Origin of the sequence: uncultured Caldilinea sp. (assembly GCF_937128415.1) — a bacterium.
Classification (GTDB): Bacteria; Chloroflexota; Anaerolineae; order Caldilineales; family Caldilineaceae; genus Caldilinea.
This window is the reverse complement of record NZ_CAKZMJ010000056.1, coordinates 25,325-46,821: the sequence shown is the minus strand read 5'-3', so window position 1 is coordinate 46,821 and position 21,497 is coordinate 25,325. Positions and strand designations below refer to the sequence as shown.

Below are 21,497 nucleotides of genomic sequence, written 5' to 3'. Positions count from 1 at the left end.
GCCCGTCACTTCTCCAACGAAGCCGTGAACGCGCGCATACTTTCATACACCGGCTGCGGCGTGAAATCGGGCGCCAGCAGGCGGAAGTAGGCCTCCGGCTGACGATTTTGCTCCCAGAGGTCTGTGGCGCGCTTGAGGTACCACGTATTTGCCACGCCGATCCAGGGCCACTCCTCGATGACGCGGCGGTAGGCGATGGGAAGATAGCGCGCCTGCTGCTCCAGCGTCACGCGCCCGTAGCGCGGCTCGACGTCCTCCGGCGCAGCGTTCCAGTTCATTTCTGCGATCCAGATCGGCTTGTGCGCGTCGCCGTTTTTAACCATCAAGTCGCGGATGAACTTATGGCGGCTGATGTTGATCACACGTGGGTGCATGCGGTCGTCGGTCGGTCCGCTGTAGAGACCATAGCCCTGCATTGCCATGACGTCGAAATAGGGCGCGGCGCCGGCGTCGTACATGCGCTGCAGAAAGAGCAGGTCGTTCAGGCTGTTGCCCGGCGGCGGGTCGTCCGGCTGCAGGTTGATGGTCGATGCGAGCGCGCCGGCGATGATGACCACGTCGGGGTCGGCGGCGCGCGCGGCTTCGGCGCCGGCTTTGAGCAGCTCGACGTAAGCTTCCGGCGAGATCGGATAGCTGCCCCACTCCGGGTAGATGTTCGGCTCGTTCCAGAGCTGGTAGTAGCGGATGCGCCCTTTGTAACGGCTCACCACTGCATACACAAAGTCGGCGAAGTCCTGCACGTCGTCCGGCGGCGCGAAGGTGTCCACGTTGTTCTCGCCTTCGCCCTGAGCGCGCGTCCACGCCGGCGGATTGGAAAGGCGGACGATCAGCTCCATGCCGTAGGCTTCCGCCGTCTCGACGATGTGATCGTATTTCTCCCAGGCCGAACGATGCGGCTCATGGCGGCGATCCTCGAAGTCGCCTTTGCCGTGAATTTCGATGTCTTCCCAGGGGAATTCCTGCCGCAGCCAATGAAAGCCGGCCTCGGCGGCCATGCGGATCGCCAGCTCGCGCTTGGCCGGCTCCACCTCCTGCTCCAGGAAGGTGTTGACGCCAAAGGGGTTGACGTCGGCGTGTTGCATCTCGGCGTCCGGCGCCAGCGTCAACGGCGGCCGCAGACGATCGCTCAGCAGGTCGGTGAATCCCTTGATCTGGGCGAGCAACTCCTCCTCGCCCGTATGTCGCCAGAGCCAGGCGCGCACGGGCGCCAGTTGGACGATCAAAAAGCTCAGCCCGCCGAGGAGCAGCAGGCTGAGCCAGAGGATCGAGAGTTGTTTGAACGCAGTTCGCATGAGCGGTCACCATGCCCGAGGCTTTGGGCCGGCGGTTATCTCCTGTAGAAGGTGATGCCGGTGCACTGTTCGCTCTCGTTGATCGTGCGCACCCATTTGGGCGACTGCGGCGTCAGATCGCCGAAGTTGGAGGAGAGACCGCCCGGCGGCAGCGGGCCGGGGCACTGGACGACAAAGATTTCCACTGTGGTGCCGCGTGGGGCCGGGCCGCCGAAAGGCGAGAAGCCCCAGACGCCGTCGCCGACGCCGTCGCAGCCGGAGCATTTGGTCGTGCGCGGCTCGTAGAACCAGATGTGCACGCAGACGCCGTTGACCGGGTTGTTGTTTGCATCGCGGACGTAGCCGGAAAAATAGGTCTGCCCCGGATTCGGATCGCAACGCTCCGTGTTGCCGAGGATGAACGGATAATTGTCGCCGGAGGGCGGCGCCGGCTGTTGCGGTTCAGCAGGCGCAGGTTCAGCAGGGGCGGGTTCAGCCGGCGCAGGAACCGGCGTGTTGGTCGGCGTCGGCGGGACCGGCGTGGGCGGGATGTTCTGCGCCACCGCTACGCTTTCAGCGCCGGTGACGGTGACAAGCTGTCCAAAGACCCATCCTTCGCGACCGTTGTAATCGATCCGCCACCATGCGCCGTCCGGGCTTCTGCCGGTGACGCGATAGGTGCTGCCGGGGCGTTCGGTGCCCAGGAGATTGTAGTTGGTGCCGGGGCCGCTGCGGATGTTGACGTTGTCGTTGAGCACGAGCTGCGCAACCTGCGGCGTGGGCGTCGGCTCAGGCGTCGGCGTGTCGGTGGGCGGGGCCGGTTGCTCCGGTGCAGAGGGCTGCCCTTCCTGCGCCGGCGGTTGCGTCTGCTCCTGGCCGGAGGGTTGCGCCGGCGCCGGCGGCTGGGCGATCACGCCTCCTTCCGGAGTGGGCGTGAAGGTGGGCAGCGGCGTGCGCGTAGGCAGCGGCGTGGCCTGCGGCGCGACTGCTCCACACCCCGCCGCCAGGATGGACAGCCAGAGCGCAAGGAGCATCAGGCCGATTCTGCTCAGACGAAATTGGTTCGCCATCTTTCTGTCTCCATGGATTTCTTTTCGCTCGTCCAGGCGCAAATAAAATCGATGATAACGGCGCTCATTTCATGTAACGAGCAGCATAACGCGAATTGCCCATGTTACGCAGTCAAGTGAAACCTTCTTGTAGAATGCTTCCTGGAAGGAAGCTGGATGGAATTTCACAGATGATTCTGGCGCCTCGTAGACGCAGCTGCGCTCCCTCGTATTCTCCAGAGCTTGCGGGCCATCGAGGGCGTGCGGCTGCAAGCCGTACCTACGAGGAAATCGACGTCTGCGCGTAGACGCAGCCTGCAGCTGCGCTTCCCGCATCACCGCAGACCTTGTGGTTCACCGAAAACGTGCGGCTGGGAGCCGCACCCACCATCACCTCCGCCTCTTTGCTCAATCCGCTCCATCAATTGCCAGGTGCAACTGCGCACTCTTCGTCCATTATACAGCACTTGAGAATAAGACGCCGAAACTGAATCGTTCGGTTCCTTCACTCTCGCCATACACTGCCCTTCAGGCGCGCGACTTCCAGGAAGCTTGGGCGCTTCCTGGAAGTCGCGGATGCACGTTTCAGATGAATCTGGAAATCATCAAAGCCGGATGCGCCGCAGTCGCAGGCTGTTGCTGACGACGAAGACGCTGCTGAAGGCCATCGCTGCGGCGGCGATCATCGGGTTCAGCTGGTAGTGCGGCCCGAAGAAGGGCACGAGCACGCCGGCCGCCACCGGAATGGCGGCGACGTTGTAGGCGAAAGCCCAGAAGAGGTTTTGCTTGATGGTGCGCAACGTGCGCCGGCTGAGATGGATGGCCTGCGGGACGCTGCGCAAGTCCCCGCGCATCAACGTAACGTCGGCGGCCTCGATGGCGACGTCGGTTCCCGTCCCGATCGCCATGCCGACGTCCGCTTGCGCCAGCGCCGGCGCGTCGTTGACGCCGTCGCCGACCATCGCCACTATGTGGCCGGCTTCCTGCTCCTGCCGCACGACCTCGGCTTTTGCGCCGGGCAACACCTCCGCCTTGACCTCGCGCGCCGGGTCCAGCCCCACCTGACGCGCAATGGCTCGAGCCGTGCGCCAGTTGTCCCCGGTCAGCATCACCACGCGCAGGCGCAGCGCATGCATCTGGCGGATCGCCTCGGCGCTCGTCTCCTTGAGGGTGTCGGCCACCGCCAGCAAACCGAGCAGCTCGCCGTCCACCGCCACCGCCATCACCGTTTTGCCTTCATCCTGCAAGCGGTCGATCTCGGCCTGCACCGGCTCGAGGTCGACGCCGCGCTCCTGCATCAGCGCAGGGCTGCCCAACAGCACCGAGCGTCCATCCACCCTCGCTTCGACGCCGCGCCCCGTGATCGAGTTGAACGACTCCACCTCGCTGAGGGAAACGCCGTGCGCCCTGGCGTATTCGACGATCGCCTCGGCGAGCGGATGTTCGCTGGCGCGCTCGGCGGAGGCGGCGTAGTGGAGGAGCGGAGAGGGGGAGGGCGGAAGCGGGTGGGGGCGGGAGAGGGTGAGAGCAGAAGACTGGACGGCGGCGAGATCGCTGTCGACGGCGCCGCCCTGGGGAGCTTCCCTTGAGCGGTCGAGCGAGGCTTCTTTTTTGAATCGCTCGCCTTGAATTTCCACCACATCGGTCACCGCCGGTTTGCCGCGCGTGATGGTGCCGGTCTTGTCAAGGATCACGGTGTCCACCGAGCCGGCCTTCTGCAGCGCCTCGGCGTTCTTGATGAGGATGCCGTGCTGCGCCCCGACGCCGGCGCCCGCCATGATCGCCGTAGGCGTGGCCAGGCCCAACGCGCAGGGACAGGAAATAAGCAGCACGGTGGCCATGAAGATCAGCGCAACGCCCAGCGGGTTCTCATGGTGATGGTAAACTGCGGCGCCCCAGAAATACCAGTATGCGCCCACCGCCAGCGCCAACGCAATCACGGCGGGCACAAAGACCGACGACACCTTGTCGGCGAGGTCTTGAATCGGCGCGCGGCTGGCCTGCGCCTCCTGCACCAGCTTGACGATCTGCGCCAGCGCCGTCTGCTTGCCGACCGCTGTGGCGCGAAAGCGGAAGCTGCCCGTCTTATTGATGGAGCCGCCGATCACCACGTCCCCGACCGTCTTGCTGACGGGCAGGCTCTCGCCGGTCAACATCGACTCATCGACCGTGCTCTGGCCGGCGATCACCACGCCGTCGACGGGGATCTTTTCGCCGGGGCGCACCACCACGATGTCGCCCACGAGCACGTCGTCGACCGGAACCTCCGCTTCCTCGCCGTCGGCGCCGCGCACGATGCGCGCGGTGCGGGCGCGCAGGCCGAGCAGCTTGCGGATGGCCTCGCCCGCCTGGCCCTTGGCGCGCACCTCCAGATATTTGCCCAGCGTGATCAACGTGAGAATCATCGCCGCCGACTCAAAATAGACGTGGTAGTGCATGGGGTCCAGCCCGAGCGCCAGGATCGCCAGGCTGTAGAAGTAGGCCACGCTCGACCCCATCGCCACCAGCGTGTCCATGTTGGCGGTGCGGTTTTGCAGCGCCTTCCATGCGCTGACGTAGTAATCCTTGCCGAGATAGGCCTGCACCACCGTGGTCAACGCCGCCACGATCCACAACCGCCCCGGAAAGTCGAGCGGCAGCCCGACCATCTCCGCCATGCTCAGCACCATAATCGGCGCGCTGAGCGCGGTGCCGACGATCACCTTGCGCCGTTTGTCCGCGATCTCGGCGTTGCGCGCCGCCTGCTCGGCGTCCACCTGCTCCTGCTCGTCGCCTGCGACCTCGATGATCTTGTAGCCGGCGTCGCGCACCGCGCGCTTGATGTCGCTCAGATCGACCATCGAGGGCAGATAGACGACATGCGTGCGCTCGCTGGCGTAGCTGGTGTTGACGTCGAGCACGCCGTCGAGGCGTTTGAGGGCGCGCGTGATCGTGTTGGCGCAGTTGGCGCAGGTCATGCCCGCCACCGGCAGGTCGACCTCGGCCAGCGCCGCGCCGTAGCCGATGCTCTGGATCGTTTCGATCACCTGCTCGGGCGTCACCTGCTTGGGGTCATAGGTGAGAATGGCGCGCTCATTGGCGTAGGAGACGTTCACCGCCTCGACGCCGGGCAGGCGCTTCAGGCTGCGCCCTACGGTGTTGGCGCAGTTGGCGCAGTGCATGCCGGTGATCGGGATAATCAGTTCTTTGGTGCGTCCACTTTTCGAGGGCGCCGCAGCGACCGTTGTCATCTTTCTTCCTGTTCACTATCTTCTCCGCACTGGCTGCGCATTACGCCGCCGGATAGCCGATCTCCTCCAACAGTTTTTCGACTTCCGCCAACACTTCCTCCGCGTTGACCTCGACCGTCACCGATTTGGTTTCCAGCTCAGCCTTGACGCTCTTCAGCCCCTCAACGGATTTGAGCTCGCGTTCGATCGTGTTGACGCAATGGCCGCATGAAATATTGGGGACATGATAGGTTTTGGTGGTCATGTTGAACTCCTTTGCTGATACAAAAAGATTGACTTCACAACTTGCCCGTCGCCTTGAAGACGTCCATGATCTCCGCCACCACGCGCGCTTTCTCCGCCTCATCCTGGCTGCGGATGGCGGTGGTGACGCAGGTGTTGAGATGATTTTCCAGCGTGAGTGCGCTGACTCGCTCGAGCGCCTGCTGCACGGCCTTGATCTGTCGGAGAATGTCCATGCAGTAAGCGTCGTCTTCAACCATGCGCTCGATGCCGCGCACATGCCCCTCAATGCTGCGGAGGCGGTTGATCAGTTCTCGTTTGCGTTCCGGATCGATCATTCTCTGTAGACTCTGTGTTCGCATTACCCTCCCCCAAGGGGGGAGGGATTAAGGCCTAGTTTAGAACGATCGGGCGCAATTGTCAAATTATTGAACCTCCGTTGCGAGAAACTCAGGAGCAATTTTATCCGTAGGGTGGAATCCGTTGCGTCTGCGAGAGGGGGCGCTTCAAATAAAGGAGCGGAGTTCAGCGTCTTGCGATATATTGCACATTTTCCAGACCCACAAAATGTAGTGTCCTCATTCTGGAGACCGGCGCAATTGGCTGCTCTCGCGCACGATCAGGAGGGGTTGCAGCAGATCGCCTGACGCGTTGGCCGAACTTGGCTGAAGATTGCCGGCGATCAACGCATCCAGTTTCTGCACAGCGAGCCGTCCAAGCTCGAGCAAGGGTTGGCGGACGGTGGACAAGCGCGGCCTGATGAAAGCGGCTTCAGGAATATCGTCGTAGCCCACGATTCCGATATCCTCTGGAATGCGCAAATTGAGATCGGCGGCGGCGCAAAGGGCGCCGATCGCCATCTGATCGTTCGCTGCAAAGACGGCGTCCAACTCTGGAAACGTCGCCCTGAGTTGATAAAAGGCGCGCTCCCCACTCTGCGGGCTCCAGTCGCCGTAGGCGATTTGTCGCTGCTCAGGCTCCTTCCCTGCCTCTCGCAGCGCAAGCTCCCACCCTTGCCTGCGCATTTGAGAGGCATGCCAGTCCGGCGGTCCGGCGATCAAGCCGATATTTTGAAACCCATTGGCGAGCAGATGCCGGGTCGCTTCATATCCTCCTCGCTGATTGTCGATATCGATGACGATCAAGCCCGATGCGTTCGGATGATTGATGAGCACAACCGGCGCGGGGACGCGCGAGAGCGCTTCCTGCCTTTGCTCGAGATGTTTTCCGATGTGCGGGGAGGCCCAAATAATTCCATCCACCTGATGCGTGATCAGATGGGCGAGGACGGCTTCCGCGTCGACGGTGGCGGGCTCGTGAATCAGGTTGAGGATCAGCGTGTAACCCCGTTCGCTGGCTTCCTGCTCAATTCCGACCAACACCCTCGACGGCCCAAAATATTCCAGCCCGGAGGCCACGACCCCGATCGTTTGACTGCTGCGGCTGACGAGACCTTGCGCAAGTCGATTCGGACGAAAGCCAATTTCCTGGACGATCTCCAGCACGCGCCGCCGCGTCGCCTCTGCGACCGGCCGTTTCCCGGTCAACACGTTCGACACGGTGCTGACCGAAACTTGCGCTCGTTTGGCGACATCATGAATCGTCGGCGGTTTCGACATAGTGAAATGCACTCCACAGCAATGCGATGATCAACGACAGTCAGAGGACGCCGAGAATTTTGAAAAACTATTGACATCTAAAACGTTTTTATGATATACTGTCCTCGCATAAAACGTTTTAGATGCATCCATTCTGTGGTTTTTCCCCGAATTTGTCAATGCTCTGTCGCGTCTTCACAACAGTATACAAAGGATTGAGGAGGGAACAAACATGATGCAGCACACCTGTCTGATCCGGAGACCGTTGAACCTGCTGGCGCTCGCCGCCTTGTTCGCTGTGTTATTGTCGGCCTGCGCGCCGGCCCCCGGCGCCGAGGGCGACGTCTCAGCGCCAGGGGAGGCGCAGGCGACCACCATCACCGTGTGGGGATGGCCGGCGGCCGACGTGGCGTTCGAGGCGATTCTTCCTGACTTCGAGGCGGCGTATCCGGACATCAAGCTGGACATTCAGATGATGTCCTTCAACGACGTTCACGACAAGTTGCTCGCTTCTCTGGCGGCTGGAGCGGGCGCTCCCGATGTGACGATGATCGAGATCAACCACATCGATCGCTTCGTCGCCAAGGGCGGTCTGGTCAATCTGTTGGAGGAGCCGTTCAACGCAGGCCAATATAAAGATGACATGGTGGCCTACAAGTGGGCGCAGGCGACTTCGCCGGATGGTCGTCTCGTTGCGTTCCCATGGGATATTGCGCCTGCCACCTTTTTCTACCGCAGGGATCTGTTCGAGGAGGCCGGCCTGCCCTCTGACCCGGAGAGCATCGCCGAGCTCACGGCGACGTGGCCCGGTTTCATCGAGGTCGCCAAGAAGCTGACCGACCCGGCGAAGCAGCGCTGGGCGATCGGCAACGCCAGCGACATTGTCTACACCAATTTCGCCCACCGCAACCTTTTCGACGCCGACTGGAACTGCGCCGTCAACAATGAGCTCGCCGTGCGCCTTCTGACCTATGCGCAGGAAGCGCGCAACGCAGGCGTGGATGCGAAGGTGGCGAATTGGTCGCCGGAGTGGCAGACCATGCTGGGCAACGGCTCGATCGCCATGCAATATGGCGGCGCATGGTTTGGCGGCTTCTTGAAGGGCTGGCTCAAGCCGGAGGGAGTCGAGTGGGAAGGCAAATGGGGCATTTTCGAGGTGCCGGAAGACCCCGGCCAGAACTGGGGCGGCTCCTTCCTGGCGATACCCGAGCAAAGCACGAAAAAGGAGGCGGCCTGGAAGTTTATCGAATTCGCCCTGGCCCGCGCAGATTCTCAGAACAAGATGTTCGCCGCAGTGGATTATTTCCCGGCCTACATTCCTGCCTTCGACGATCCGATGTATCAGGAGCCCGATCCTTTCTTCGGCGGTCAGAAGACGCGCGCGATCTGGGTGGACATCGCCGTCAACAAGATCAAGCCGTTCATCACTACGCCGATGGACGCCCAGGCGGAGCAGATTTTTATGTCCTATGTGACGATGGCGCTCGATCAGGGGCTGGACCCTCAGACGACGCTGAATGAGGCCTGCATCGAAATCGAACGGCAGACTGCGCCGGATAAAGAAGAGGCGCTAAAATTGCGCCAGTAAAGAGGGTTGAGGGGGCGTGGCTGCGTCGTCGATTGCGGCCACGCCCAGCTTTGCTTCAGGAGCTTCCCGATGGGTCAAACCACCGCCAGCGCCATGCCGCTCTCCGCCTCGCGCCGAACGACGCTGTGGCGCGAGATACGTCGCAACTGGGTGGCCTATGTGTACATCTCCCCCTTCTTTATTTTGTTTGCGATCTTCGGCGCGTTTCCGATCTTCTTCTCGTTCGTTCTGAGTTTCCACCAGTGGAACGCCATCACCCCCCCTCAATGGGTTGGATTGGACAATTACGTTCGCCTGTTCCAGGATCGGCTCTTCTGGCTGGCGATGTGGAACACGATCTTCATCGGGGTGATTGCGCATATACCGATTTTAGGCGGCGCCATGGTGCTGGCCTTCATCATCAATTCCGCCGCCGTGCGCTTCAAGCATTTCTACCGGAGCGCCTATTTCTTGCCGGTTGTGACCTCTCCCGTCGCCGTGTCGCTCATTTTCAGCACGTTGTACGGCGTGCGCTTCGGGCTGATCAACTGGGTGCTGGTGACGCTGGGGTTGCCTCCCATCGATTGGTGGGGTGGCAACGGCGAGTGGATCAAGCCGGCGATCATCATTCTCTTCATCTGGCGCTGGCTGGGTTGGAACATGATCATCTATCTGGCGGGCTTACAGGGCATCAATCCCGAGCTGTATGAGGTGGCGGCCATCGATGGCGCCAATCTGCGCCAGATCTTCTTCAAGATCACCCTGCCGTTGATGCAGCCCATCATCCTGTTCACGCTCGTGCTCTCGACGGTGGGCGCCATGACGATCTTCGACGAACCCTATTTGCTGGTCGGGACGACAGGCGGCACCAACAACGCCGGCCTCACGATCACCATGTATCTCTACGATCGCGGCTTCCGCTTCGCCCATCTCGGCTATGCTTCGGCCATGGCCTACGTGGTGTCGGCGGTGATTGTCTTTGTCTCTGTGTTGAATATTCGGTTCTTTGGGCGTAGCCGTACGGAGGTTTGAGCGAGCGATGACTCCTTCCGAAACCACGCGATTGATCGAGACCGCCCGCAGGGATGCGAGGAGGAAGCCGCGCACAAAGCGCTGGCGGCAGCTTGCGCGCGAGATCGTTTTCAACGGCATCCTCATGGTGGGCGCGTTCCTCTCCGCCTTTCCTTTCTACTGGATGTTCATCCTGGCCACACAGAGCACAAATCAGATTTTCAGTTGGCCGCCTCAGTTTACGCCGGGGGACAATCTGGTCGCCAACTACCAGAACATGTTGACGATCATCCCTTTTTGGCGCAATTTCGCCAACAGCGTCTTCGTGGGCGTCACCCATACAGCGTTGGCGCTGCTCTTCTGCTCGATGGGCGGCTACGCCTTCGCCATGTATCGCTTCCCGGGGCGAGATTGGCTCTTCGCCGTGCTGCTGGCGACGATGATGATTCCATGGATCGCCGGCATCGTGCCCTGGTTTATCCTGATCAGCAAGTGGCTGCAGTGGATCAATCGCTTCGAGGCGTTGATCATCCCCGGCGCAGCCAGTGCATTCGGCATTTTCTGGATGCGCCAGTATATTCAGGAGTCGGTGCCGTCGGAATTGCTCGACGCCGCCCGCATCGATGGCTGCCATGAATTCACCATCTTCTTTCGCATCGTGGCGCCTCTGTTGGCGCCCGCCTTCGCCGCGCTCGGCATCATGATCTTTATCAACAACTGGAACGCCTTCCTGGGCCCGCTGCTGGTCATGCAGGATAAGTCGATGTACACGCTGCCGGTGGCGCTCTCCTTGTTGCGTCAGGACCCGCGTCGCGGCTTCGACGCCGGCGTGTTGATGTTGGGCACGGCCATGGCGACATTGCCCATGCTGATTGTTTTCCTCATCGCGACGCGGCGCTTCATGGCGGGGTTGACGCTAGGCGCCCTGAAAGGTTAAGAGCGATTCTGTAAAATTGGCCGGCGACTGAATGAAGTTTCCGTAGCCTTTGTTCGCCGCGCCTGCGAATTCATGCAAAAATGTTGGGGAGGATCAAGATGTTTCGATTCGGTGTGGATTACTATCCGGAGCACTGGCCGGAGGAGCGGTGGGCGCTCGACGCCCGCCTGATGCAGGAGGCGGGCTTCAATACGGTGCGCCTGGCCGAATTCGCCTGGAGCCGCCTGGAGCCGGCCCCTGGGCGCTTTGACTTCGATTGGCTCGATCGTGCCATTGCCATCTTGCAGGAGCGCGGCCTCCAGGTTGTTTTGGGCACGCCCACGGCGTCGCCTCCCCCCTGGGTGATGGCGATGCACCCGGACGCGCATCGCGTGCTGCCGTCGGGCTTGCGCGTCGCCTATGGCAACCGTCGCAACTATTGCCCCACCCACGCCGGCTATCGCGAACGAGGTCGGATCATTACGCAGGCGATGGCGGAGCACTACGCCCATCACCCGGCGGTGATCGGCTGGCAGATCGACAACGAGTTCGGCGATCGCTGCTACTGCGAGCATTGTCGGGCGGCGTTCCATGTCTGGCTTCAGCACAAATATCAGAGCCTGGATGCGCTCAATGAGGCGTGGGGGACAGTGTTCTGGAGCCAGGTGTACACTGAGTGGTCTCAAATTCCTGTCCCGCTGGAAACGGCGGCGCCGTTCGGCGACGGCTCGCACAACCCAGGGCTGGCGCTCGACTATTATCGCTTTCTGTCCGATCAATATGTGGCTTTTCAGCGCGAGCAGGTCGCCATCTTGCGCCGCCGGTGCCCCGGTCACTTCATCACCCATAACATGATGGGGGCAGGCTATGACCGCCTCAACTACTTCGACCTTGCCGCCGATCTGGACTTTGTCAGTTGGGACAACTATCGACGCATGCAATGGACGTTTCGACCTGAAGTGATCCCGAGCGAGGCTGCGCTTTCCCATGCAGCCATGCGTGGGTTGAAACACAAAAATTTCTGGGTGATGGAGCAGCAGGCGGGCGCCGGCGGCTGGCAGATCGTCAGTGTGGCGCCGCGGCCGGGCGAGCTGCGCCTGTGGGCCTATCAATCGATCGCGCACGGAGCCGACGCCATCATCTTTTTCCGCTGGCGCACCGCTCGCTTCGGCACGGAGCAGTACTGGCATGGCCTGCTTGAACATGATGGGCGCGCCGGCCGGCGCTACGCCGAGATCAAACAGATGGGCGCCGAGATCGCACGCGTCGGCGCCGAGATCGCAGGCAGTGAAGTGCGTGCGAACATCGCCATCTTGCTCGATTACGACAGCCGCTTTGCGTTTCAGATTCAGGCCAACAACCCGGCTTTTCAGTACACGAACCATCTCCATGACATCTATCAGGCTTTTCACAGACGCAATCTGGCGGTCGATGTCGTCTCGGGCCGCGACGACTTCAGCCGCTACAAGCTGCTGATTGCGCCTGCGCTCTATGTGCTGACGGAGGAGACGGCCCGCCGCATCGAGGCGTTTGTCCAGAACGGCGGCGTCCTGATGACGACTCCCCGCACCGGCGTCAAGGACGCAACCAACACGGTCGTCAACATGCCGCCGCCGGGTCTGCTGGCGGGTGTGTGTGGGGTCGAGGTGGAAGAATACGATTCGTTGCCGGAGGGCGTCAGTCAACCGCTGGCTTTTGTGCAAAGCGATTTTCATAACGGGCCGCCGCCCCACGCCCGCATCTGGTGCGATGTGCTGCGCCCGAGCAGCGCCCAGCCCGTCGCCCTTTACACGCAGGATTATTACGCGGGCAAGCCCGCAATCACGGAGAATCGCTATGGCGCAGGCCGGGCGGTGTACGTCGGAACGTTCGGCGACGGCCAGCTGTACGCCGCCCTGGTCGATTGGCTGCTCGACCTGGCGAACCTCCGGAGTGAAATCAGCACGCCTCCGGGCGTGGAATGGAGCACGCGCTGGCGCGGCGACCGCCCGATTCACTTCGTGCTCAATCATACACGGGAGAGGCAGCCGGTGAATCTGAAAGGCCGGATGCGGAATTTGCTCAACGGAGAGGCGCTGGAATCCGGCGTTCTGGAGCTGCCGCCCTATCAGGTGACGATCTTGACGGCGGAGCCTGTAGACGATCCGATGGAAGATAAAGTCTCTGGGGAGAAACTTGCGGGCGCTTACGGACGCTAGTCGCTCGGCGGCAGAGTCGTCGCTTTAAGACGACTCTGCCGCCGGTGACGCTCGCAAGAGTGGAGGGTTTTCTCTGCTCGCTCGTTCAGCTGTAAGCAAAAACGTTGGCGGGTTGAGTGTGATTTTCACCCGCGCTGCTCGATCGGCACGTAGTCGCGATAGTCATATCCCAGATAAATCTGGCGCGGGCGCGCGATCTTCTGCTCCGGATCGGTGACCAACTCCACCCATTGCGCCAGCCAGCCCGGCGCGCGGCCCAGCGTGAAGAGCACCGTGAACATGTCCGGCGGGAAGCGCATCGCCTGATAGATAATGCCGCTGTAGAAGTCGACGTTGGGATAGAGCTTGCGCGAGATGAAGTATTCATCTTCCAGCGCCACCCGCTCCAGCTCCACCGCAATGTCGATCAGCGGATTCATGCCCGTGACTTCGAAGACCTCGTAGGCGATGCGCTTGATGATCTTGGCGCGCGGGTCATAGTTTTTGTACACGCGATGGCCGAAGCCCATCAGGCGGAATTCTCCTTTTTTCACGCGCTCGATATACGCCGGCACATTTTTCACGTCGCCGATTTCGGTCAACATCTTGACGACCGCCTCATTGGCGCCGCCGTGCCGCGGCCCGAAGAGCGCCGCCGCTGCGCCCGCCATGGCGCTATACGGGTCGGCGTAGGCGGAGCCGATCGAGCGCATCACCGAGGTCGAGGCGTTCTGTTCATGGTCGGCGTGTAGGATGAAGAGCACATCGAGCGCCTTGGCCAGCACCGGATTGACCTCGTATTTGGTCTGATGCATGTAATCGAGCATGTAGAGAAAATTCTCGGTGTAGCCCATGTCGGCGTTCGGATAGTTGAAAGGCCGGCCGATGCGATGACGGTAACAGAAGGCGGCCACGGTGGGGAGCTTGCCGAGAATGCGATAGATCTGCTTCAACCGCACCTCTGGGTCCTCGATGCGGCTGGCTTCCTTGTGCAACGTCGACATGAAGGCCAGGGCGCTGATCATCATGCCCATCGGGTGGGCGTCGTAACGGAAGGCGTGGAAGAGCTCCGTCATGTTCTCATGCAGGAAGGTGTGATGCATGATCTTGTATTCCCACTCGGCCAGCTGTTGTTTGGTCGGCAGCTCGCCGAAGATGAGCAGATAGGCGACCTCTAAAAAGGTGCTCTTCTCCGCCAACTGTTCGATGGGATAGCCCCGGTAGCGCAAAATGCCCTTTTCGCCATCGATATAGGTGATGCGGCTCTTGCACGACGCGGTGTTGTCGAAACCTGGATCGTAGCTCATCGTGCCGAACTCATCGGGATGCACCTTGATCTGGCGCAGGTCTCTCGCCCGAATGGTGGAATACTCGACGGGAATTTCATAGGATTTCCCGGTGCGATTATCAATGATCGTAAAAGTATTTTTGCTCATTGGTCGCTACTCCTTCGATGGTTGAGCGGAATCTATTGGTATGCGGACCAGCGGACTGAAACGAAATATGGGAATTTTCCCCATTTTATCACGACATCGAGCGAGCTTGCGACATTCCAGAGCGACCGATCGTGTGAATTCCCCGCCATCTGACCAGCCCCCCAAATGGGCCACCTTGCGGATGAAGCGATCCGCCAGATGTGCTATAGTGAAAAATGACGCAGAAGTCGCTCCAGCTTCATTTCTACAAGGAGGTGGAAAGATGTCCTGGATCAAATGGTTTTCCGAGTTGACGATCGACGACGTGCCCAGCGTCGGCGGCAAGAACGCCAGCCTGGGCGAGATGATCCGTGAGCTCTCTCCGCGCGGCATCCAGGTGCCGGATGGTTTCGCCATCACAGCCGAAGCGTATCGAGCCTTTCTTCATTACAACGAGCTGGACGGGCGCATCCGCGAAATCTTGCGCGATCTGGACGCCAAAGACGTCGGCGACCTGATGCGGCGCACCGGTCAGATTCGTCGCATGATCCTGCGCGGCGAGTTCCCTCCTGATATGGAGAAAGAGATCATCGAGGCCTATCAGGAGCTCAGCCGGCGCTACGGCATGCGCAGCGCCGACGTAGCCGTGCGCTCCTCCGCCACCGCCGAAGACCTGCCCACCGCCAGCTTCGCCGGCCAGCAGGAGACTTACCTCAACGTGCACGGCGAGGCGATGCTGTTGGAGTCGGTCACCAAGTGTTTCGCCAGCCTCTTCACCCCGCGCGCCACCAGCTATCGCCAGGACATGGGCTTCGACCACACCCAGGTCGGGCTGTCGGTCGGCGTGCAGAAAATGGTGCGCTCTGACCTGGCCTCCAGCGGCGTCATCTTTACGCTCGACACGGAGAGCGGCTTCCGCGACGTGGTCTTCGTGACCTCCGCCTATGGCCTCGGCGAAAACGTCGTGCAGGGCCGCGTCTCGCCCGACGAGTTCTACGTCTTCAAACCGACGCTGCGCCAGGGGTATCGCCCCTTGATCTGGAAGCGGCTGGGCGCCAAAGAGCAGCGCATGATCTATGACGAGGCGGGCAACAAACTGGTCAAGAATGTGTTGGTTTCGCCCGAAGACCGCGCGCGCTTCTCGCTCAGCGACGATGAAGTGCTCAAGCTGGCCGAGTGGGCGATGGCGATCGAGGAGCACTACACGACCAAACGCGGGGTCGACATGCCCATGGACATCGAATGGGCGAAGGACGGACGCACGGGCGAGCTGTTCATCGTGCAGGCGCGACCGGAGACCGTCCACAGCCAGCGCGTGGTCACCCAGATCGAGACCTATCGGCTCAAGGAGAAGGGCGAAGTGCTGGTGAAGGGGTTGGCCGTGGGCGATAAGATCGCCGTCGGCAAGGTGCACGTCATCCCCAGCGTCAGCCAGATTCGCGAGTTCCGCCCCGGCGAAATCCTGGTGACCGACGTCACCGACCCGGACTGGGAGCCGATCATGAAGACGGCGGCGGCGATCATCACCAACCGTGGAGGCCGCACCAGCCACGCCGCCATCGTCTCGCGTGAGCTGGGCATCCCCGCCATCGTCGGCTGCGGCGACGCCACGCGCGTGCTGCAGACCGGTCAGCCGGTGACGGCGTGCTGCGCCGAGGGCGAGATCGGTCGCGTCTACGCCGGCGAGCTGCCCTTCGAGGTGCACACGGTGGACGTCAGCCAGCTGCCGCGGCCGCGCACACAGATCATGATGAACATCGGCAGCCCTGAACAGGCCTTCAAGCAGTCGGCCATCCCCAACGACGGCGTCGGGCTGGCGCGCATGGAGTTCATCTTCGCCAACTGGGTGCAGGTGCATCCGCTGGCGCTCACCCGCTACGACAGCCTGCCTGCGGACGTGCGCGCCAAAGTTGATGAGCTGACCGTGGGCTACAGCGACAAGACGGAGTTCTTCGTCGACAAGCTGGCGCAAGGCATCGGCATCCTGGCCGCAGCCTTCTATCCCAAACCGGTCATCCTGCGCCTCTCCGACTTCAAGACCAACGAATATGCGCACCTGATCGGCGGCCATCTCTTCGAGCCGAAAGAGGAAAACCCGATGATCGGTTGGCGCGGGGCCAGCCGCTACTATCATCCCGACTACCGCGAGGGCTTTGTGCTCGAGGTCAAGGCGATCAAGCGCGTGCGCGAGGTCTTTGGGCTGACCAACCTGCTGGTGATGGTGCCCTTCTGCCGCACGCCCGCCGAAGGCCGCCAGGTGTTAGAGGTGATGGCGGAGGAGGGATTGAAGCGCGGAGAGAACGGTTTGCAGGTCTACGTGATGGCGGAGATTCCCTCCAACATCATCCTGGCCGACCAGTTCAGCGAGCTTTTCGACGGCTTTTCGATCGGCTCCAACGACCTGACGCAGTTGACGCTCGGCGTCGACCGCGACTCTGCGCAGATTGCGTCGCTCTTCGACGAGCGCAACGATGCGGTGTTGCGCTCCTGCGCCCAGCTCATCCAGACGGCGCACAAATACGGCCGCAAGGTCGGCATCTGCGGCCAGGCGCCCTCCGACTATCCCGAGTTCGCAGCGTTCCTGGTCGAGCAGGGCATCGACTCCATGAGCCTGATTCCGGACGCCATCCTGCGCACGACGGCGGACGTTCTGGAGCTGGAGCAGCGACTTTACGCGGAGGCTCCGAAGCAAGTTCCGACGCCGGCGTGACGTCTTCGAGAATGGATGCCCCTTCCAGGAAGCAGGGAGCTTCCTGGAAGGGCGACCGGCGGATGCCCCAGGCGGATCGTCATGCCACGCCGGGGGCGATGACCTGCATGCACAACCGTGCCACGCCGGAGACGATCCTCCGGTGCAAACCGTAGCTGCGGCTCGCAGCCGCAGGCTCCGGCCACAAGATTTCGCAAAATCCGTAGGCGCAGCTGCGAGCAACGCCTACGGACGACCAAAATCATTTGTTCAATTCCGTCAAAACGATTTTTTATGCCGGCCGCCGGTTTCTAGCCGGCGGCGATTTCCACCCACACTCCTGGACAATGCAACGGCTCGCTTCCCTTGACGACGACCCCACGGCGCTCCTGCTGCGCCTGCACGACGGCCAGCCAGGGGTGGTGGCGATAGGCGAGCGCTGCGCCGAGCAGCAGCCAGTGCGGAACCTTCCCGCTCAACACGACCCCGCGCCCGGCCTCCAGCAGCGGCAGCGTTGCGCCGCTCACCTCCTCGTAATCGAGATAGGGCGTTCCAGGCAGAATTTCGAGCCAGGTGTAATCGGCCTGAACGGTGAGTTTCCACCCCAGGACATCGGGGGCAGCCGCTGCGGAGCAGGCGAGTGCGGCCGGCGCCGTCCAGCCCAGGCGCGGATCGAAGAGATAGATGGGGTGCGGCGCCGCATGCAGCGCCAGCGCCGCGTACAGCCAGTTAGGGCCACGGCCGTAGATCGAAATGGCATCTTGGGGCGTGCAGGTCAGGGCGGCGGGAAGATGCTCCGGGCGCCAGCGCCGCTCTTCTGCGGGCAGGCCGACGCAGTCGCCCAGCTGGGCGATGTCCACGATCAGCTCGGTCGGCGCGTGAGGAAAGTGCAGAGATTTTAGTTCCTGCTCGCTATAAGAGAAAATTTGTTGCAAGCGTCTCGCCAGCGCCTGCAACATCGGCCCGCCGACGCCGGTGCGTCGCTCCAGCCCGCCGATCCGTCCGCGCAAGACCGGCGTCTCCGCTTCGATGAAATCATCGCCGTCGAGCACGGAATGCAGCTCGGCGATGACGACCAGGCCGTGGCGCTCGGCGAGCGCACGCCAAGGCGCCAGCGCTTCTGGGGCGGCGGCGATCAGCACGGCGTGGGTGCATTGGTCGAAAATGCGCTCCTGCTCGGGCGTCGGCTTGCCGCCGACGTCGACCAGCAGGGGAAGATGGCGTTGCTTCAGATCGCGGCAGACGAGGTCGACGAAATCGGCGCTGAAGTGTCCTTTTTGGCGCAACAGGCGCACCGTCTCCGGCGGCGCTTCCTGGCTCCAGTCTCCCTCGCCGTCGGGGCAAGCGCGCAACACATAGTGCTCGACTTGCCAGGCGCGCAGTCGCCGGGTGAGCAGATAGGTGAGCACCGACTTGCCGCTGTGCGGCGGGCCGCCGATGACGACCGCAGGGAAAGAATTCATAGAAGGAATCTCCATGCCGTTTACGATTATACAAATGGTTGCATCAATTGATGGATGTCCCCATGAATGAAAATAGCTATAGTGGTTCTAGCGCCGCCACCTTGATCGCCACGCTGGGCGGTCAGCCACAGGTGGTCACCTTTGCCCTCGACGCCCTGCTTGCCCGGGGCGAACAGATTACGGAAGTCTATCTCGTGCATCTATCATTGGAAAACCCGCGCACCCGTCAGGCGCTCCACCGCCTGCAGCAGGAATTCCTCGACGACCACTACGCCGGTCGGCGCTGTCGGCTGCGCCGCGCGCCGATTCAGGCCAACGGCCAGGCTTTGACCGACATTCGCACCGCCGCCGACGCCGAGGCCACCTGGCAGAGCATCCGCAATCTCATCGCCGAGCTGAAGAATGAAGGCCGACGTCTGCACCTGTGCCTGAGCGGTGGGCGCCGCATGATGGCGTTGCTGGCGATGTCGGCGGCGGCGCTGCTGTGCGACCATCAGGATCGCATCTGGCACATGCACACGCCGGAGGAGACGCTGCGTCGCGTCAAGGACGGCGCCGTCATGCATGTGACGCCCGCCGACGGCGTGCAGCTGATCCCGACGCCGCTGGCGCCGTGGGGGGCCTACTTCCCGGCCTTGCGCACCCTGGCGCAGACCTCCATGCTGGCGGCGCAGGAGCAGCTGCGCCTCTTCACCGCCCTCGAGGACCCGGCCTGCCGTCGCGTCTGGGAGCAGCTCACCCCTCGCCGGCGCGACGTCCTGCGCGCCTTTGCGGAGGGCAAACGACCCGACGAAGTGGCGGCTGCGCTCTCTATCTCGCTGAGCACCGTCAACACGCACAAGACCGCCATCCTGAACGAGTGTCGCGTGGCCTGGGGCCTGCCTGAGGACGAACCGCTCGACTACCGTTTCTTGCGCGAGCGCTTCGCCCGCTTTGTGCAGCAAGTATAAACCGCCCCTCGGCGCGGCGAGATCAGAGGAGCTGCTGATTTGAATCAACAGGAGTGAGGATGTCGAAGCCCCCTCCAACGTGCTATCGTAGAGGCGCCTTCCCCTTCCACCGGCGCCTCCCGCGACGCCGGTGGGGAGGGGGAGGGAAAATAAAAAGGGAGCACACGCTATGGGAGGTCAATTGACAGAGAGCGCCCCAAGAAAGCGTACCCAGAAATACTGGGAAAAGAAACCTGGCTACGACTGTTACATTAACGAGCTGCTGGGCCGGGAGCTTCAGGAAGCCAGCAAGGATCCTACCCGCCTGCGCGGCGTCGGCAAACCGGTGCACACCCTGGCGCTCACCGTGGGCGAGTCGTTCGAGCCGCTGTTGCAGGTCGTCTGCGTGTTGCGGCCAAAGCGGGTGGTGCTCATTCTCAACGCGTTCTATGGCGATACACCAGGAAGCGACCGCGGCGTAGATCTCAAACAGCTCATGCTTAAGTTGTCTCAGGTTTCCGATCTGCCTAAAGGAATGCGCCCGGAATTGCATAGTGGAAATTTCGACTTGGTGGAACTCACGAAGGACACCCCTACCCAAGTTTTCCGAGCGCTACGTCAGGCGATGCAGAAGCCAGAAGCGCAGCCACCGGAAGGCTCCACCAACGCCGTGGACATCACCGGCGCCAAGAAGAGCATGGTGGTGGGCGCGTTTCTCTATGCGGCTCATTCAGGGCTGCCCATCACCTATGTGGATTTCGATGAGTACGACACCCAATCGGGCAAGCCCTACGGCTACACCTGCCGGATCGGTGAAATTGCCAACCCCTACGAGGCTTTCCACCTGCGCGACTGGGAGCAGGTGCGGCGGTTGTATGAGAGCTACAGCTTCCGCAACGCGCGTGCGTTGTTGGGCGAACCAGCCGGTGGCGGGAACTCAGGGACAGGGATCCTTGGTGCAATGTCACGGACACTCGGCGGCGATGGCGGTGAACCTCTATTCGATCAGAATGACATCGAAAGGGTGATGCGTCTGGCATCGCTGTTGGAGATGTACGAGGCCTGGGAAAACGGTGATTATGCTGCGGCAAAACGGTTAAGAGAGAGCTTCAATCCACCGTTGCCCTCAGAAGTTATACCCTGGAGCGTGGAAGAGCTGGGTGATGTTTGGCCTGCAACGACCGGCGCCTCGGATGCCAGAACGGCAGCGGACACGCTGCTTAGGGCGCACCTAGCGCTCAAACAGGGAGCATCGAAGCCGTCGGACTCGCTGTTTGCTCAACCTATGCGATTGCTCGCTTATGTTCGCGACGAGATGGCCAAGATTGAGCGCCTGATTGCAAAAAACGAAGACTATCGCTCGGCATATCTGCGCGCTGCCGGGCTACACGAGTTCCTGCTTAAAGCGCGACTGGCTCTTTGTTGGCTTAACAATGTTTTAGAAGCAAAGCCCACGGGCACATCAGCTTGGCAACCAATTGTCACCGCATTCGGAGCGGCAGAGAACGAAGCGTTTGCTTCCCTTATGGACGAGTCAAGCGAATGGAAACTTCGTAGAACTCTGCAAGTCTCCCCACCTTCTGAGACGAATGTAAAGGGCGGAAACATCCGACGGTCTGTTACAGCGCCCTCGCTTACTCCCTATTCTAATGGACTGCCACTTGACTTGGCAGCAGCCGTATACACCGATGCTGCTGGCAATAGTGCCCCCCTCTTCGTCAGACTTCGCGGCGAAGCCATTCACACTCATCTATGTATCCCCCGCTCTATCGCCGAAGCAGCGCTAGATTTAGTATGCGCTGCCGTGACTGAGTTCGAAGCCAATTGGTTGGAACATTTCCATCCAGGCACTCTGGGCAGTATGGCAGACAAGCTAGTTGAAGCGCCGTCTTGGGCTCAGCTTTGCAAGGTTTGCGAACTGACTTTCCTGCCGCCTCGATTGCGTCAATGACCTTGTGAA

The 21,497-nt window shown here is 61.6% G+C and carries 15 protein-coding genes; 7 read left to right on the top strand and 8 right to left on the bottom strand.

Annotation, left to right across the window (positions count from 1 at the left end; translation table 11 throughout):
- Positions 1-5 precede the first annotated feature (5 nt).
- The 6 genes from Q0367_RS08575 to Q0367_RS08550 all read right to left on the bottom strand — a co-directional run bounded on the left by Q0367_RS08575 (position 6) and on the right by Q0367_RS08550 (position 7,391).
- Positions 6-1,292, bottom strand: coding sequence for a cellulase family glycosylhydrolase (locus tag Q0367_RS08575; RefSeq protein WP_298981624.1), 1,287 nt, complete (start codon positions 1,290-1,292; stop codon positions 6-8).
- A 35-nt stretch (positions 1,293-1,327) separates the two neighbouring features.
- Complete coding sequence (locus tag Q0367_RS08570) at positions 1,328-2,341, bottom strand: SH3 domain-containing protein (protein WP_297637387.1); 1,014 nt, start codon at positions 2,339-2,341, stop codon at positions 1,328-1,330.
- Positions 2,342-2,925: 584 nt separating this feature from the next.
- Positions 2,926-5,550, bottom strand: coding sequence for a heavy metal translocating P-type ATPase (locus Q0367_RS08565; RefSeq protein ID WP_298981621.1), 2,625 nt, complete (start codon positions 5,548-5,550; stop codon positions 2,926-2,928).
- 40 nt (positions 5,551-5,590) lie between these two features.
- Complete coding sequence (locus Q0367_RS08560; RefSeq protein ID WP_298981618.1) at positions 5,591-5,794, bottom strand: heavy-metal-associated domain-containing protein; 204 nt, start codon at positions 5,792-5,794, stop codon at positions 5,591-5,593.
- 34 nt (positions 5,795-5,828) lie between these two features.
- A complete protein-coding gene (locus tag Q0367_RS08555; RefSeq protein WP_297637378.1) occupies positions 5,829-6,110 on the bottom strand; it encodes a metal-sensitive transcriptional regulator in 282 nt (93 codons plus the stop codon).
- A gap of 240 nt (positions 6,111-6,350) precedes the next feature.
- A complete protein-coding gene (locus tag Q0367_RS08550; RefSeq protein ID WP_298981615.1) occupies positions 6,351-7,391 on the bottom strand; it encodes a LacI family DNA-binding transcriptional regulator in 1,041 nt (346 codons plus the stop codon).
- 211 nt (positions 7,392-7,602) lie between these two features.
- Between Q0367_RS08550 and Q0367_RS08545 the strand changes: the two genes are divergently transcribed.
- The 4 genes from Q0367_RS08545 (at position 7,603) to Q0367_RS08530 (ending at position 13,062) form a co-directional block, all read left to right on the top strand.
- Positions 7,603-8,958, top strand: coding sequence for an ABC transporter substrate-binding protein (locus Q0367_RS08545; RefSeq protein WP_298981612.1), 1,356 nt, complete (start codon positions 7,603-7,605; stop codon positions 8,956-8,958).
- A 69-nt stretch (positions 8,959-9,027) separates the two neighbouring features.
- Complete coding sequence (locus Q0367_RS08540) at positions 9,028-9,969, top strand: carbohydrate ABC transporter permease (RefSeq protein ID WP_297637369.1); 942 nt, start codon at positions 9,028-9,030, stop codon at positions 9,967-9,969.
- A 7-nt stretch (positions 9,970-9,976) separates the two neighbouring features.
- Positions 9,977-10,885 carry a carbohydrate ABC transporter permease gene (locus Q0367_RS08535; RefSeq protein ID WP_297637366.1) on the top strand — a complete coding sequence of 303 codons (909 nt, stop codon included), beginning with the start codon at positions 9,977-9,979 and terminating at the stop codon, positions 10,883-10,885.
- Between the two features lie 98 nt (positions 10,886-10,983).
- Entirely contained in the window at positions 10,984-13,062 is a 2,079-nt protein-coding gene (locus Q0367_RS08530; protein ID WP_298981607.1) for a beta-galactosidase, read from the top strand.
- A 125-nt stretch (positions 13,063-13,187) separates the two neighbouring features.
- Here the strand turns inward: Q0367_RS08530 and Q0367_RS08525 are convergent, their stop codons facing one another.
- Complete coding sequence (locus Q0367_RS08525) at positions 13,188-14,477, bottom strand: citrate synthase (protein WP_298981603.1); 1,290 nt, start codon at positions 14,475-14,477, stop codon at positions 13,188-13,190.
- A gap of 262 nt (positions 14,478-14,739) precedes the next feature.
- On the opposite strand from Q0367_RS08525, the gene ppsA reads away from it, so the two are divergent.
- Positions 14,740-17,166 (top strand): phosphoenolpyruvate synthase, encoded by a 2,427-nt coding sequence (gene ppsA / locus Q0367_RS08520; protein WP_298981600.1) that lies wholly within the window; start codon positions 14,740-14,742, stop codon positions 17,164-17,166.
- A 290-nt stretch (positions 17,167-17,456) separates the two neighbouring features.
- Here the strand turns inward: ppsA and Q0367_RS08515 are convergent, their stop codons facing one another.
- Positions 17,457-18,608 carry a CRISPR-associated protein Csx3 gene (locus Q0367_RS08515; RefSeq protein ID WP_298981598.1) on the bottom strand — a complete coding sequence of 384 codons (1,152 nt, stop codon included), beginning with the start codon at positions 18,606-18,608 and terminating at the stop codon, positions 17,457-17,459.
- A 62-nt stretch (positions 18,609-18,670) separates the two neighbouring features.
- Between Q0367_RS08515 and Q0367_RS08510 the strand changes: the two genes are divergently transcribed.
- Together Q0367_RS08510 and Q0367_RS08505 are read left to right on the top strand one after the other, a co-directional pair.
- Positions 18,671-19,558 (top strand): CRISPR-associated ring nuclease, encoded by an 888-nt coding sequence (locus tag Q0367_RS08510; protein WP_298981596.1) that lies wholly within the window; start codon positions 18,671-18,673, stop codon positions 19,556-19,558.
- Between the two features lie 169 nt (positions 19,559-19,727).
- Entirely contained in the window at positions 19,728-21,488 is a 1,761-nt protein-coding gene (locus tag Q0367_RS08505) for a hypothetical protein (protein ID WP_298981593.1), read from the top strand.
- Positions 21,489-21,497 lie beyond the last annotated feature (9 nt).

Bases quoted from the DNA above. Each gene is read 5' to 3' on its own strand.
- Q0367_RS08575 (WP_298981624.1), bottom strand. From the start codon at position 1,292: ATGCGAACTGCGTTCAAACAACTCTCGATCCTCTGGCTCAGCCTGCTG.
- Q0367_RS08570 (WP_297637387.1), bottom strand. From the start codon at position 2,341: ATGGCGAACCAATTTCGTCTGAGCAGAATCGGCCTGATGCTCCTTGCG.
- Q0367_RS08565 (WP_298981621.1), bottom strand. From the start codon at position 5,550: ATGACAACGGTCGCTGCGGCGCCCTCGAAAAGTGGACGCACCAAAGAA.
- Q0367_RS08560 (WP_298981618.1), bottom strand. From the start codon at position 5,794: ATGACCACCAAAACCTATCATGTCCCCAATATTTCATGCGGCCATTGC.
- Q0367_RS08555 (WP_297637378.1), bottom strand. From the start codon at position 6,110: ATGATCGATCCGGAACGCAAACGAGAACTGATCAACCGCCTCCGCAGC.
- Q0367_RS08550 (WP_298981615.1), bottom strand. From the start codon at position 7,391: ATGTCGAAACCGCCGACGATTCATGATGTCGCCAAACGAGCGCAAGTT.
- Q0367_RS08545 (WP_298981612.1), top strand. From the start codon at position 7,603: ATGATGCAGCACACCTGTCTGATCCGGAGACCGTTGAACCTGCTGGCG.
- Q0367_RS08540 (WP_297637369.1), top strand. From the start codon at position 9,028: ATGGGTCAAACCACCGCCAGCGCCATGCCGCTCTCCGCCTCGCGCCGA.
- Q0367_RS08535 (WP_297637366.1), top strand. From the start codon at position 9,977: ATGACTCCTTCCGAAACCACGCGATTGATCGAGACCGCCCGCAGGGAT.
- Q0367_RS08530 (WP_298981607.1), top strand. From the start codon at position 10,984: ATGTTTCGATTCGGTGTGGATTACTATCCGGAGCACTGGCCGGAGGAG.
- Q0367_RS08525 (WP_298981603.1), bottom strand. From the start codon at position 14,477: ATGAGCAAAAATACTTTTACGATCATTGATAATCGCACCGGGAAATCC.
- ppsA (WP_298981600.1), top strand. From the start codon at position 14,740: ATGTCCTGGATCAAATGGTTTTCCGAGTTGACGATCGACGACGTGCCC.
- Q0367_RS08515 (WP_298981598.1), bottom strand. From the start codon at position 18,608: ATGAATTCTTTCCCTGCGGTCGTCATCGGCGGCCCGCCGCACAGCGGC.
- Q0367_RS08510 (WP_298981596.1), top strand. From the start codon at position 18,671: ATGAATGAAAATAGCTATAGTGGTTCTAGCGCCGCCACCTTGATCGCC.
- Q0367_RS08505 (WP_298981593.1), top strand. From the start codon at position 19,728: ATGGGAGGTCAATTGACAGAGAGCGCCCCAAGAAAGCGTACCCAGAAA.